This window comes from Pseudoalteromonas sp. NZS11 (genome assembly GCF_015864765.1).
GTDB classification, from domain to species: domain Bacteria; phylum Pseudomonadota; class Gammaproteobacteria; order Enterobacterales; family Alteromonadaceae; genus Pseudoalteromonas; species Pseudoalteromonas arctica.
This window is the reverse complement of sequence record NZ_JADYWP010000004.1, coordinates 343,065-357,180: the sequence shown is the minus strand read 5'-3', so window position 1 is coordinate 357,180 and position 14,116 is coordinate 343,065. Positions and strand designations below refer to the sequence as shown.

The following is a 14,116-nucleotide window of genomic DNA, read 5'->3' as shown; positions in this document are numbered from 1 at the left end:
GCACATGAATAAATTAGCAGGTTTAGCTTTATTAGGCACTTTAATTACATTAACTGGTTGTGAAGATGCCAACGAAGTAAAAGAAGATGCAAAAGATAAAAGCGCACAAATGCAAGAAAAGCTTGGTGATGCATGGAACGACGTTAAAGAGACAACTAACGATCTTAAAAATGATGAGTCTTTAAACGAGCTATTAGAGCAAAGTAAAACAATGGGCTTAGACATGTACGACGACGGCAAAGAGATTGCGGTTGATGCATGGATTAAAAGCAAAGAAGCTGCTGGCGAGTTAACTGAAAAAACTAAGCAGAAAGCGCAAGAAATTGCTGACGAAATTGAGCAAGCGCGTAAAGAACATAACGAAGGTTAATTTAACTTTCGATAATAAAAAAGGAAAGCCTCGGCTTTCCTTTTTTGTTTTAAGCAGTTTAGCCCTGACATGTGTTTACATATTTAGGGCTTATAAGCTCAAATTAACCTTTGTACTTACTCATAACTAAAGTAGCGTTTGTGCCACCAAAGCCAAAGCTATTAGACATTACAGTATTTAACTCAACGTCACGACGTTCAGTAATAATATCTAAACCTGCCGCTTGCTCATCTAGCTCATCAATATTAATTGAAGGCGCTACAAAGCTGTGCTCTAGCATCAATAATGAGAAGATAGCTTCGTGAACACCTGCAGCACCGAGGGCATGACCCGTCATTGCTTTAGTTGCGCTGATCATTGGTGACTTACCACCAAACACTTCTTGAATCGCACCAAGCTCTTTAACGTCGCCTACAGGTGTAGATGTACCATGCGTGTTTAAGTAATCAATACTGTCTACATCTTGCATAGCTTGGCGCATACAACGTGCTGCACCTTCGCCAGATGGAGCAACCATGTCGTAGCCATCTGATGTTGCACCGTAACCAACTATTTCAGCGTAAATGTGCGCGCCACGTGCAAGTGCATGTTCAAGTTCTTCAACTACAACAATACCGCCGCCGCCAGATATAACAAAACCATCGCGGTTTGCATCGTATGTACGAGACGCTTTTTCTGGTGTTTCGTTGTACTTAGTAGAAAGTGCGCCCATAGCGTCAAATTCCATTGCCAATGTCCAGTGTAGTTCTTCACCGCCACCAGCAAAAACAACATCTTGCTTACCTAATTGAATTTGTTCTACTGCATTACCAATACAATGCGCAGATGTTGCACATGCAGAGCTAATTGAATAGTTAACACCTTTAATTTTAAAGGGTGTTGCTAAACAAGCAGATGTAGTGCTCGCCATAGTACGTGGAACCATATAAGGCCCTACACGTTTTACGCCTTTTTCACGTAAAATATCAGCAGCTTCTACCTGCCATTTAGACGAACCACCGCCAGAGCCAACAATAATACCCGTGCGCTCATTTGATACTTGGTCGTCAGACAAACCTGAGTCTTCAATTGCTTGAGTCATCGAAATATAAGAATATGCAGCAGCATCACCCATAAAGCGCATTGCTTTGCGGTCAACATGTGCTTTAACGTCAATATCAATTTTACCCGATACGTTACTACGTAACTTATAATCGGCAAATTCTTGGTTAAAAGCGATACCGCTTTTGCCCGTTTTTAACGATTCTAATACTTCTTCTTTGTTGTTACCAATGCTTGATACAACACCGATACCTGTAATTACAGCTCTTCTCATGGGTAATTCCCTTAGCTTAATACTTAATTGCATTCTATTTTACGCGAATTTAATCACCTAAGTGGTCAGCTTTCTAGCGTACACTTGTACTCTGAACTGCTAGCTTATAAATAACGCCAGACTATTACAAAGAAAACCCGTAAAATAATTAAAAATATATCTATAAATTTAAAAAATTATGATTAAGAACGCACATAGTCACATTAATAATTTAGGTACACCTTTGACTAATGACTCCGGTGATATTTATTTTTCTAATGACGATGGCTTAGCTCAATCGCATTATGTGTACTATGAGCAAAATAATATAGATGTACGATTACAAAATCATGACCAATCACATTTTGTTATTGCCGAAACCGGTTTTGGCACCGGTTTAAACTTTTTAAATACGTGGCAACGCTTTAAAGACCACCTTGAGCGGATGCAAGTTCAAAATGAATGTGAAAAAAGCGTAAAACGCCTACACTATATTTCGTTTGAAAAGTATCCCTTAACATTAACAGACTTAAAACAAGCATTAACCGCTTGGCCTACCTTAAGTTATTTTAGTGAGCAATTAACAGTAAACTACCCAATTAATTTAGAAGGATGCCACCGGCTCGAATTTAATAATGGTAGTGTTGTTCTCGATTTATACTTTGGTGATGCGCTTGAATCAATACAAGCAATGAGCTATCCGCAAACAGGAATTGTTGATGCTTGGTATTTAAATGGGCTTGAGCCAAGTAAAAATCCTGATATGTGGCAGCAAAGTTTATTTAACTCCATGGCTGATATAACAAGAGCTAATGCAACCTTATCGACTTTTACTGCCGCTGACTTTGTTCAACGAGGATTAATAGAGGCTGGCTTTAGTACTAAAAAAGCCAAAAATTTTAATCAAAAAGAAGATATGCTTACTGGCCAACTTAAACATGTTAATAACGCTCAATCAACCCCCGCTTATTTTAATCAAGATAGCAGTACTTTAAAAAATGTAGCGGTCATTGGCGGTGGTATTGCCAGTAGCTGTATTTTATACAGCTTGGCTAAACGAGGCATAACCAGCCAATTATTCTGCCAAGATGAAAAGCCTGCAATGGGGGCATCGCACAATGTGCAAGGCGCTATTTACCCTCACCTACAAGCTAAAAACTCGCCACACAGTGAATTGTTTGCACATAGCTTTTTATACGCAAAACGTTTGTATAACCAGTTACTCGAAAACGGCTTTAGCTTTGATTACGATTGGTGCGGCGTATTACAACACGCAGTGAAAAAACCTCTCGCTGATAAGCACGAAAACTTAGCACAAAAGCAACTGTGGCCAATCCAGCTAATGCACAACGTAACCGCAGAGCAAGGCGATGAAATAGCCGGCGTAACGACAGGTTATTCAGGCGTGTTTTTTGAACAAGGCGGCTGGGTTAACCCGCCACAATTAGTAAACGCTATGCTAAGCGCTGCAAATAGCATAAGCCCATTTAAAAGCCTATTTAACTGCAATATAAAGCAGCTTAAAAAAACTGATAGCGGTTGGTTTTTATTAACGAATGATGAGCAGCTAGGCCCTTTTAGCGATGTAATTATTTGTGCAGGTGAGCACAGCGATGCATTTGAGCAAACAAAAGCGCTACCTATAGTAGGCGTGCGCGGTCAGGTTTCACATATTGAGGCAAGTGAGCAATCACGCAAACTTAAAACAGTGCTATGCCATAAAGGGTATTTTACCCCGGCTTATTTAGATCATCACTGCATGGGTGCCACATTTGAAAAAAACACTAAAAGCCGCCAAGTTACAGCGCTCGACAACCAATTAAACCAAGAGCAACTACTTAGCTTTTATCAGCAAAGTGAATTTGCCTCCACCCTTGGCAATATAACCTCGGCAAAAGCGGCTGTTCGCTGCACATTTATAGATCACCTACCAATGGCAGGGCAATGGTGCGAGCAAAGTGATTATATAATGGCTTTTGCTAATCTACGTTTAGGTAAACGCTACCAATATGAGCAACTTAATAAACCACAACAAGGCCTACATATTTTCACCGGTTTTGGCGCACGCGCTTTATGCAGCGCACCGCTAAGTGCAGACCACCTCGTAAGTTGTTTAAATAACGAACCCCGCCCATTAAGCGAACGTGTAAGCCAAGCTATTCACCCTGCCCGGTTTATAGTGCGAGATTTAATTCGTAATAAAATTTAAATGACAAAGGTGCTTATTGAGGTAAAATAAGTACCAATAAAAGGAATTTATTACTCAAAGGACTCTAATGAAAACTTTAGCATTTTTAATAATGTTGCTATGCACTCTATCGTTTAACGCACTTAGCCAAAACGTCACTGAAATCCCACTTCCTGAAGAGTTTGTTACAACGATGGACGTAGCCAGCGAATACCCAATGGTACGTACTGGTTATTTAACCGATTCAATTTCTGATATCACTCGCTTTTATCAGCAAAAATTAGGTGAACCTTCAAAAACAAATGGCAATAGTACATATCGCACTTTGTTTTATAATTACCAAGAACATAAAGTCCGTATTAGTCTATACCGCCGTAGTTATGTGACCGAAGTGAGTATAATGGTTGAATAAAAAGTTCTAAAAAACACGCCAAAAGCAGCTAATTTTAATGCTCAGTTAAGTATTGAATTTTAATTAAAGTATTTTTTGAAATTAGCTCATTTAAACTCTTTTTTACCCTTTAAAAATAATCCCCTACCCCAAGGTCTGTTTGTAAGCACATTACTTTTACTATTTATTGGAAGGAGTTAATTATGAGTAAGACCCTAATTATTGGCGCAAGCGGACAAATAGGTAAAATGACAACTGAGCTACTTTTAGAAAATGAGCAAAATGTTGTGGCATTAGTGCGTGACAAAAATAAGTTAAGCGATTTAAACAGCTCTTTTTTAACTATTGTTGAGCAAGATCTTGAAGGCGATTTTGGTGATGCAATGAAAGGCTGTGACCAAGTGATTTTTGCTGCTGGTTCTGGTGGAAGTACAGGCGATGATAAAACTGTACTCATTGATTTATGGGCTGCAACAAAAGCAGCTACATTCGCTAAAGAGCACGGCGTTAATCACTTTATTATGGTCAGTTCAATTGGTGCTGACGATCCAGATTCGATTCAAGGTGATTTAAAACCTTACTTAGTTGCTAAGCATATGGCTGACGAGCACCTAATAAACAGTGGTTTAAATTATACCATTGTTCGCCCTGGTACATTGACTGACGATAGTGCTTCAATGCAAGTAACTACGCAGCAACCAAGTGATCGTTCAGAAGCTAAAATTAGCCGCGAAAACGTAGCCAATGCATTATTACATATTGCGACCAACTCATTTATTAGTAACCGCATTTTTAAGTTGTTTGATGGCGATAAGCCAATTAAAGCCGCTGTTAAATAGGCTTTAATACCAATTTAATTAAACGTATGAACAATTATTACAAAGAATATGTAATTCATCGATAAGGCAAAAAATTACAGTATAGTCGCTCTATATCAGTAACTTTTTGGCGCAATGAATTATTTAATCCTCTTAAATAATTTATGTTTAATAAAATTAAATTTACTCCACTAAGCAAATTAGTGGAGTAATATTTTTATACCTTGCCAACCAAGTTGTAGCGTTAATAACGTTAAAACTATCCTAAAAATATGCTTAAATTTATCCCCAGACATCCTTTTAAGTAATTTAATTCCGAACCAAGTTCCTACAGCGCCACTTATTACCATGGCAATTACAAGCGGTATCCATTGCCAAAAACTAAAGCCAACAGCGCCATAAATTATCGCTTTTAATAAATGCTGCACACTCATAATGCTCGAAAACGTTGCCGTAAATTTTAACTTTTCGTAATTATTTATATATAAACAGCTACCAACTAATGGACCACTTGCCCCCACAAACATAGAAATAAAAGTAGTTATTCCACCGGCGACCATACGCCACACCTTAGAGGTTAATTTTATAGGTGGCGTTTTACCCCACAGTAAATAAATAACAAAAATAGCGACCACTAACTTCATAGCATCAAGCGGTATATCATCAATAACAAAACTTGATAACCCCGCCCCTACTAAGCCGCCTAACGCAAAATATACAAACATGCTTTTATCAATATGCTTAAAACTGAGTAAAAACCTATTTGCATTAGAGCCAAGCTGTACTAAACCATGCACAGGCACAACAACTGCCATTGGCATAAACGACGCCATAACAACAAGCAGCATTAATCCGCCACCAGCACCAAATGCAGCAGATATAAAAGAAGTAAAGCCAGCGGTGATCATTAACAATAAAAACAAAAATAAAGACATGCTGTCAGGAAATAAAAAATCCATAAAACTCCACTGCCTATTTAAGTACTTTTAAGTCGCAGTATTTAAATAGTAAAAAAGGTACTAAACACATTTATAGCAACTTTATCAGCTTCTATCTCGTGCTATGTACTATGTTGCGTTGTTTTTGCACTTTGTTTGCACATTTAACAAATATTATACATTCAACTTCATTACCGGATATTTTTGATGAGAAGATTTAACACACCAATTTTGACACCGCTTGCAGTGTGTATACTTGCACTGGGTTTAACTGCCTGTAACGGTAGCGATGCTGAAAGTACAGTTGTAACTGAAACAACCACCGATGAGGGAACTACAACAGATACTTCAACCGATTTTGTTGTAGAAGTTGACCCTTTTAACTTTGAAAGCGATGCGCTCATTTCATCAATTACCACTCAAACATGTACGCTAAGTAATGGCGATGAAGCCTCATGCTACAAAATTGATATTGCCGGTGCGCCTTCAAATTACGAGATTGGTGTATTTTGCCCTCAAAATATCACCTCAACAGCAGACGAAGCCGGTATTTGGTTTGATGGCACCGGTGAGGTTTACGATATAACCGGAGACTTTATTTTAAATCTACCTACATTATATAACGATAGTCATTGGCAGCTATACGACGAAGGTACAGGCCTTGTAAATGTAACCGACACACAAGAATCGTGTGATGGCGCTGCACGTCCAAACGTAGAAGAACAATACCAAAACCACTGCGTAGAATGCTCTATTGATTATGTTGATGGCGGTATATCAGAATCATTTTTAATTCCAATAACACCTGTTGCAACCACTCAAAATAGCAGTATTGGTAACGCCAATGTAGGTGTTGCTCTCAATGGTGTTGTACTTGCTGCACCCGCGCCTGTTGAGGCTATTTTAGGCGCATACACTATTGCAGCCTTTGATGATTGCGCTGGCCATATTAACTTAGTAGCAGGCTATCACTACCACGGTGAAGCAGGTTGTAGCCAAACACAAATTCAATCAGACGGTCATGCCGCCATGATGGGTTATGCACTCGATGGATTTGGTATATTTGGCATGCTTAACGAAGATGGATTAGAACCCACTGATTTAGACGAATGTAGAGGCCACACCGACGATACACGCGGATACCACTACCATGCAGCCGATGTATCTGAAAACATGTTTATTGGTTGTTTTAAAGGTGCTACCGCAAGATAACTCGCATTCTGGCCAAATAATTAACTGAGATACTAATGAAAATATTTAACGTGATAAAAGCACTAACCACTGGCTTTTTACTTGCTGCCTCATGCTCAGCGCTAAGCCATTCAGGTCATGGTTCAAACGCGCCTTGGGAAGCATGTGAAGCAAAAGCCATTAATGAAGATTGCAGCTACACAAGCCATGATAAAAAAGCGACAGGCACATGCCAAGCAATGAACAATGTGCTTATGTGCGTTCGAAATAAACCACTTGAAACATTAATAGACAAAGCAACCCAACCAGCAAGTGATCAAAAGCAATCTGTAAAATCACTCGCTAAACGATAAAGTAACAGCTACACGCCAAAGCCTTAACGCTGTTTGTTAAGGCTTTTTTAATCGCAAATCATTAGAAAGCATACCCTTTATCTGTTAAGTTAGTTTTGTGTATCAAATAATAAAAATAAAATTCCAAAAATGGAATTACACAAGCAAGGTACTAACGTGAGCGCTACATTTAAAATTGTTTTTAATGGTCAGTTATATCAAAATACTGACCTTACCTCTGCCCAAGAACAACTCAGCCAACTTCTTAATATTCCTCATAATATTGTTATTCAGTTGTTTGATGGAAAAGCTTACGCTTTAAAAAAAGACTTATCGAGTATTGATGCTGTTAAAACAGAATCCTCACTTAAAAAGCTAGGTTTGATTACTAAAGTAGAACCTCAACTCATTACTGTAATCTCTCAATCTCAAAATAATCAAATAGCACTCACTGAGCACAACAAAAATACAGATAAACACATTAGTGAAAGTACTAACGACAAAAGTACCTCAATACAAAATGAACGCCTAGATACAGACGAAGCCCCAAATACAGCTGCAGCTATTAAGCAAAGTTATAATAAATATAAACTACTGCGTAACACTTTAAAAAGCGCATTGTACTTTTGCTATTGCGCACTTTGTATTATTACCTTAGTAGGTGTAGTGATCAGTGTTAATGCACTTAAAAACAACTTTGGCACTCTAAATAACACAACTACAAATAACACAACTACAAACAACTTAAGTTACCAAAACTATAAACAATATTTGATTGATCAAAATAGCCTAAATCAACCAACACAAAAAGTAACAAACGAGCGAACAGCTAACCCTACACAGCAAAAAAGTAATGAGTACTTTAGTCGCTTTTCATCGCTAATAAATAGCTACGCGCAAAGTACAGGACAAGCTGATATAAAAACGATGGGGGGTGATAAATTACAACAGCACCTACAAGAAATAGACGACCTAGGCCCTAAAAATGAATTTTGGCAGCAACTGATACAACTTTCAAAAAGCTTAGATAACGATAAGCACGCAATAGGGATGCTAAACAACACTGACCCCGCCAAAGTACAATGGATAAACGCAGTAGATTGGATCAGCCAAAGCTATATTAGGCAACAGCAAAACTCGCAAACTGTAAACAACTCTCCTGTCACTACCGATGAGCCAAGTAACCCTATACTTAACCTAACGTTGTTAATAAGTATGCTGTCATTGTTTAGCCTGCTTGTGATTGCAATAAGAATGAAGCTACGCACTATAAGACATTCTTAAACTTTATTTTTACTTTATAAATTCCATAAAAAAACCCGCAAATTTGGATTAACAAATTTGCGGGTTTCTTATGGTTTTCGAATAACGAGTTCAAAAACCTTTATTGGTGGGCTGGGGGGATTTGAACCCCCGCCTAGTTCTTTAAAAACAACAACTTAAAATCATTTGTGCATAAATGGTGTATTTTTTAATTTCTATTCCCCATATTTATAGTCATCGCGCATAACTTTGATAAAACCAACTGTGTAGCATTTGAAAATTAAACATCACAGCATCGGCTTTTATTCGAACTAATTTGCAAGTAAAAAGTACTAGTTTCAATCAACCTAGGTATTACCGCACTTAGATTAATTCACCCCAAGCGCCTTATAAACAGCATCCACAGGGTCACTGTAAAAGCTTACCTGAAACTTAGTAAACGTCTCTGCTGGGACTGATGGGATGTCACTGGCTGATGCCATTGGAAGAAGTACCTTGGTTGCTCCACCTTCTAGCGCTATTTGCATACTAGACGCCAGGTCTTGCACTGGATTTACCACACCACCTAATGTAATGCTGCCAAGCACAACCATAGACTCTTGTATTGGTTTATTCATTAGAACTGAACAACTAGCAATTAAAGAAGCTAAACTTGCTGTATGACTATTGCCAGAGTTTTGTAAATCAACAAAGTGCAAGTGAAATTCGTGTTCAGAAAATCGTGAAGTCGCTGCTATACGATTTAAATTACCTTTGAAATATTCAAAACCCACCCTAACCTGTTCTTTTGCTGACGTATCAGAGCCAAAACCTGAAGTAGAGTGCTTACCATTACCAGGTGTCATTTGAGTTTCAACTCTGTATAGTCCTAACTTGCCAGCTGCGCCTTCACTGACAAAATGCAGTACCCCAGGGTTTGCTATTCCAGCAGGTATTAGGTTTGAACCACCTTGTTCTGGAACGTTGACAAAAAATTCCTCGAGTGTTTCATTATCAATATAGCTAAAGTTAACATCAAAAAATTCCATGCCGCCTATTTTTTTCAACTGTTCTTTAATTCGCCGGCGAACTTCTAAAGCATAGGTTAAACAAGTTCTTACATCTTCTTTAGTATACTCACCATGCGGTACTAATAACTTTAATAAACCAGACGTAGTTCGACGTACACCAATTACATCTCGCTGATTTAAGTTATTTCCTAGCTTAAAGAACTTATCAATAGAGTCTGAGAACGTCGTCTTGCGCATTTCACGCATGTATTCAGCTAAGTAATCAGTTATTAAACCAAAGCGATCTGTGAAGAACTCAGGGCGCATCTTAGGTATTTCCCAACCAGGGATATAACCATGAAAGCGGTCAAAAAATGCAGAATCAATCATGTCATCTGGGAACGGCGCTAAAAGGTGGCTAGTTTTTACTAAAGTTTCAACGCTGTGATCTATATTACCTACGAAAACCATTGAAGCTTTAGCTTCAATCGAATCACGACCACGAGAGAATGAACCTGAAGCCATATAATCTTTCATAATCTGAATACCGTCTTTATCTTTAAAACGGATTCCGGCCACTTCATCAAAGGCAACAACATCCCACATACCCACTAAACCTATTTGGCGAGAAGACATATTATAGAAAAGGTTAGCAACTGTAGTTTGTCCACCCGATACTAAGAGCGAGTTAGGAGAGCACTCTTTATATACATGCGATTTACCCGTACCACGAGGCCCAAGTTCACATACATTATAGTTATTTTCAACAAATGGGATCATACGAGCAATTAAGTGCCATTTAGTTCGGTGATCTAAATTAGCAGGTTCCATTCCAATGGAGCGCAGTAACATATCGATCCACTGATCCATTGTAAATTTACGTCGAGCTTGGTATATCTCTTCCATATTCATAGAAGGCATTTGAATTGGCTTTAAACTAAATACACTAAAAGGTGATACCTTCTGACCTTCTTCATAGTAATAGCTAACCGTAATAATGCACCAAATGCCACCCGTTAAGAGTTTCTCGTTTTCTTTAACTATTTTATTTGGAACAACCGCATCTTTTATACCGATATTAGATAGGCTTGCTTCGTAAATATCTTTTTTCTGATTTAGCTTAACCGTCACCTTATCAATAACTTTATGTGTGCCTTTTTCACGAATAAGCGACTTGGCTTTTTCGGCCTCATCTGGTCTAACATAGTTTTCCGTTAAGATTTTCTTAACGTTTTTCATGCCCTCTTCAATTAAATCATCTTCAGCAGCAGAGCAATACATGCCCAACAAATATTCCAATACATAAACAGGAACGTTAGCACCTTCTTTCAACTGTTTTGTTAAATCTTTACGTACAACACGACCTTTAAATTCGTTTATCATTAGCTCGTCTAGATCAATACTTCTTAGCTCCCCACGCTCATCAAGTTCAGTTGCTATATCGGTTATTGGATCTATAGTCGCGTCATTTTCATGCATATGAACATGCACATTAATTTCACGTTCTTGGCTAGCATTCTTATTTTCAGTGCTTCTGTTTTCTTCATTATCATTTCCAACTGTCATCTCAGCCATTCCCTAAAAAAAATCATCTTCAAAAGCTAAATCAATAATCACAGAGTGTGTTGTTTTTACTTTGCTCTCTGTATCTTCCATCATTAACTTATAGCTAACGGTGCGATCAAAGCCGCTACCTTCTAATTTTACTTGTACGTTGCGTTTGCGATCGTCCATTTTCTGTGAAGTCGATTCAAATAAGACTTTCTCACATGAACTTACTTTTTTACCATCAGGGTCTTCAATCCATATTTCTAACTCACGCGCTTTAAATTTCTCGCCTACCGGATCGGTTTGAAGGAATTTAATCCTATCGATATTAGATACTATTTTCACAGGGTTATTGAGCGGAACAGCATTTACTTTCTGCTTTGCGTGTTTCGTTTGAGCCTTTGTATCTAACTCTCTAATTTGAAGAACAGGAACACAAATTTCCTGTGGCATAATGCCACCATGAATAAACTTGGCCCCACCAACAAAGTTAAAGCGGTTACTTCCCCTAGGGATCATAAACTCAGCATCATCACCACCTTCAACATTTACGCCAGCAGTGTTAGCCAATTTGCCAGTCCAGTAATAGCTGTCTGTAGGTAAGTTTGAGCCTATTACATAACGCTTTTTCGCTTCGGTTGTGCCTGCTGGTTTTGATTTAAGCGAAGTTTTATCTGAATCTGTCACGTCCGTCATTTTAAACAGGAAACCATGATCAGCGGTAACAAGCACTCTACTACCGTTTAAGCGATTAATGATACGACCAATCAATTGTTTAATTTCATCAACTGCATCACGTGCGGCTTCAAACGTTTGGTTCTCTGTCGCTTGCTTATCACCTATTGCATCAATCTCATCGTGATAAATATAAACCACCTGAGTATCACGTACTTTCTCTCGGCCTTCTTGATTTGTCCAGTTAAGAACCTCATCAGCTTTAAATGCTACCCCCCCGTGCTTTTCAAGGATTTTATGGCGGTTGTCATGCCCATGCACAGACATGCCATCCGCTTTATATTCCGGCTTGGTGCCAAGGTGAGCTGTAAGTTTCTGATGAGGCAGCAAACTACCCATACCCAGTTGAGTATAAGAAGGCACAACGCCTAGCTGAGACTTAATCTCAGACTTAAAGCGTTTTTCATCATTAATCTGCTGGTGAATATCATGCGCTACCTCGTATCGAAGTGCATCGGAAATAATCACAAAAACCCGTTTAGTTTGAGTTTTGCTTAGTACACCTTTTACTTCTTCACGGTAGAAGTCTTGCTGATTGTTTATTCCAGCTAAGCTCCAATTATCAAGTAAGTTTTCATCATCAACTAACTTACCCCAAACAATCGCTAAATCATGCAAGTACCAATCAACATATAAGTGCTCAATATCTTCAACAAGACCCGTTGCTTTTAAAATATCAGAGCCGTTTTTACTTATTTCAATCGAGTTTTCACTAAAAATACGATACGCATGGTCAAACTTATAAAGCTCCGTTTCATATGCCTTGTAAAGACTCCTAGCACTTTCAAAGGCCAAACCATCAATATGCTTTTCTTTTAAGTCATAAAACTCTTTGGCAGCTCTTAGTGCCGTATAAATAGCAGCATAATTAGCACTATCTTTATGTGACCCTAAAGAGCACCAATGGCTGCGTAACTTTTTCGAAACCCAGTCATTAATTTCTAAGGCGTTATAGGCAGGTAAGTTCGTTGCTAACGATTTAATTAACTGCTGATCCGCTTCAACAAAGGTTTCAACATGCATTAGTTCCGACGGATGTTTAAACTCGGCAAGTTTATTTTTAATTTCTAGCTCTTGAGCAACCTCAAATGCCACAACATTATATGAATCCGATAACGTTCTGCTTTCTCGCCAAGACGAGACAAAGTTAACAACAGATGCACGTTTAGAAGCCGCGTTCAGTAGCAATTCTTTTACGCTCTTTGGCAGTGTCGTTGTCTCTTCGTCGCTTAAGCTCATAGGTAATGTATGTGCTGAAAGGCTTGAAGCAAAACTAGTCGTATGAACAGTAACGCCAGACGACTGCAACGCTTGGTAGCAATCAGTCACTAATAACTTAGTTAATAAGTCTTTAAGTAAAACGAGTTGAGCACTAGTACCTTTATCATCAATCCACAAACAATTAGCAACAAAGCCAAACTCTTCAACTGCTAACAGCCAAAACACTTTATTAAGCTCAAATTTATTTAATTCCGATAGCAACTCATCTGCTTTTTCTGGCTGCTCGGCATACAACTTAATTAATTGATAAAAAGCCGCAGTAAAAGAAACCGTTTCCACCTTAGTAATAACAGCAATTATCGAAAGCTCTAATGTTTGTTTATCTGCGCTCTCTGGTAGTAACCGCTTTAGCTTGTTATATCGCTGCTGGTTCCCAAAAAACTTCTTATAGCGGCCTATATCTTGGCGAAACTCCATTCTCATACCTAGCTCATTCAAGATCATCGAGCTTGAATCAGCATAAAACTGCTCTGCGTATAAGCGAATATCATACAGCCAATCACGTGCTGGCTCGTTTTGCGGTTTATTGCTATACAACAAGAACTTTGAGCTTGTTTCTTTTAACTCAATACGCTGCTTTATTTCAAAATGTGAACACTCATCAAGCTCAATAAGCTCTACATCACTGCCATTCAGCTCATCTCTAACTGATGCCAGCTGTTCTTTAAATTCGACATCTTCATCTTGCCAGAATACCAATCGGCACTTATCAAATTTGGCTAAAATGCCTTGTTTTATTTGTTCTAGGTTCATAGTGATATTTAATAAAGCCTTAGTG

At 38.4% G+C, this 14,116-nt stretch carries 11 protein-coding genes; 7 read left to right on the top strand and 4 right to left on the bottom strand.

Annotated elements, in window-relative coordinates:
• Positions 1–4 precede the first annotated feature (4 nt).
• Positions 5–370, top strand: a complete 366-nt coding sequence (locus I6E82_RS11155; protein WP_008169794.1) for a hypothetical protein — start codon at positions 5–7, stop codon at positions 368–370.
• A gap of 103 nt (positions 371–473) precedes the next feature.
• Here the strand turns inward: I6E82_RS11155 and fabB are convergent, their stop codons facing one another.
• Complete coding sequence (gene fabB, locus I6E82_RS11150; protein ID WP_007582000.1) at positions 474–1,685, bottom strand: beta-ketoacyl-ACP synthase I; 1,212 nt, start codon at positions 1,683–1,685, stop codon at positions 474–476.
• 178 nt (positions 1,686–1,863) lie between these two features.
• Here fabB and mnmC point away from each other — a divergent pair, with 178 nt between their 5' ends.
• The 3 genes from mnmC to I6E82_RS11135 all read left to right on the top strand — a co-directional run bounded on the left by mnmC (position 1,864) and on the right by I6E82_RS11135 (position 5,082).
• Complete coding sequence (gene mnmC / locus I6E82_RS11145) at positions 1,864–3,873, top strand: bifunctional tRNA (5-methylaminomethyl-2-thiouridine)(34)-methyltransferase MnmD/FAD-dependent 5-carboxymethylaminomethyl-2-thiouridine(34) oxidoreductase MnmC (protein WP_197117920.1); 2,010 nt, start codon at positions 1,864–1,866, stop codon at positions 3,871–3,873.
• 67 nt (positions 3,874–3,940) lie between these two features.
• A complete protein-coding gene (locus I6E82_RS11140) occupies positions 3,941–4,264 on the top strand; it encodes a hypothetical protein (protein WP_165721355.1) in 324 nt (107 codons plus the stop codon).
• 182 nt (positions 4,265–4,446) lie between these two features.
• Positions 4,447–5,082, top strand: coding sequence for an NAD(P)-binding oxidoreductase (locus tag I6E82_RS11135; RefSeq protein ID WP_007581997.1), 636 nt, complete (start codon positions 4,447–4,449; stop codon positions 5,080–5,082).
• Positions 5,083–5,261: 179 nt separating this feature from the next.
• Here the strand turns inward: I6E82_RS11135 and I6E82_RS11130 are convergent, their stop codons facing one another.
• Positions 5,262–6,020, bottom strand: coding sequence for a sulfite exporter TauE/SafE family protein (locus tag I6E82_RS11130; protein ID WP_197117919.1), 759 nt, complete (start codon positions 6,018–6,020; stop codon positions 5,262–5,264).
• A gap of 186 nt (positions 6,021–6,206) precedes the next feature.
• Here I6E82_RS11130 and I6E82_RS11125 point away from each other — a divergent pair, with 186 nt between their 5' ends.
• The 3 genes from I6E82_RS11125 (at position 6,207) to I6E82_RS11115 (ending at position 8,806) form a co-directional block, all read left to right on the top strand.
• Positions 6,207–7,211: a YHYH protein gene (locus tag I6E82_RS11125; RefSeq protein WP_197101547.1), complete on the top strand. Its 1,005-nt coding sequence runs from the start codon at positions 6,207–6,209 to the stop codon at positions 7,209–7,211.
• 35 nt (positions 7,212–7,246) lie between these two features.
• On the top strand, positions 7,247–7,543 hold the full coding sequence (locus I6E82_RS11120; protein WP_169043866.1) for a hypothetical protein: 297 nt from the start codon (positions 7,247–7,249) through the stop codon (positions 7,541–7,543).
• Positions 7,544–7,699: 156 nt separating this feature from the next.
• A complete protein-coding gene (locus tag I6E82_RS11115; protein ID WP_331459159.1) occupies positions 7,700–8,806 on the top strand; it encodes a hypothetical protein in 1,107 nt (368 codons plus the stop codon).
• Between the two features lie 347 nt (positions 8,807–9,153).
• Here the strand turns inward: I6E82_RS11115 and brxL are convergent, their stop codons facing one another.
• Both brxL and pglZ read right to left on the bottom strand, forming a co-directional pair.
• Positions 9,154–11,340 carry a protease Lon-related BREX system protein BrxL gene (gene brxL / locus I6E82_RS11110; RefSeq protein WP_231616923.1) on the bottom strand — a complete coding sequence of 729 codons (2,187 nt, stop codon included), beginning with the start codon at positions 11,338–11,340 and terminating at the stop codon, positions 9,154–9,156.
• A gap of 12 nt (positions 11,341–11,352) precedes the next feature.
• Positions 11,353–14,091: a BREX-1 system phosphatase PglZ type A gene (gene pglZ / locus I6E82_RS11105; protein ID WP_197117917.1), complete on the bottom strand. Its 2,739-nt coding sequence runs from the start codon at positions 14,089–14,091 to the stop codon at positions 11,353–11,355.
• Positions 14,092–14,116 lie beyond the last annotated feature (25 nt).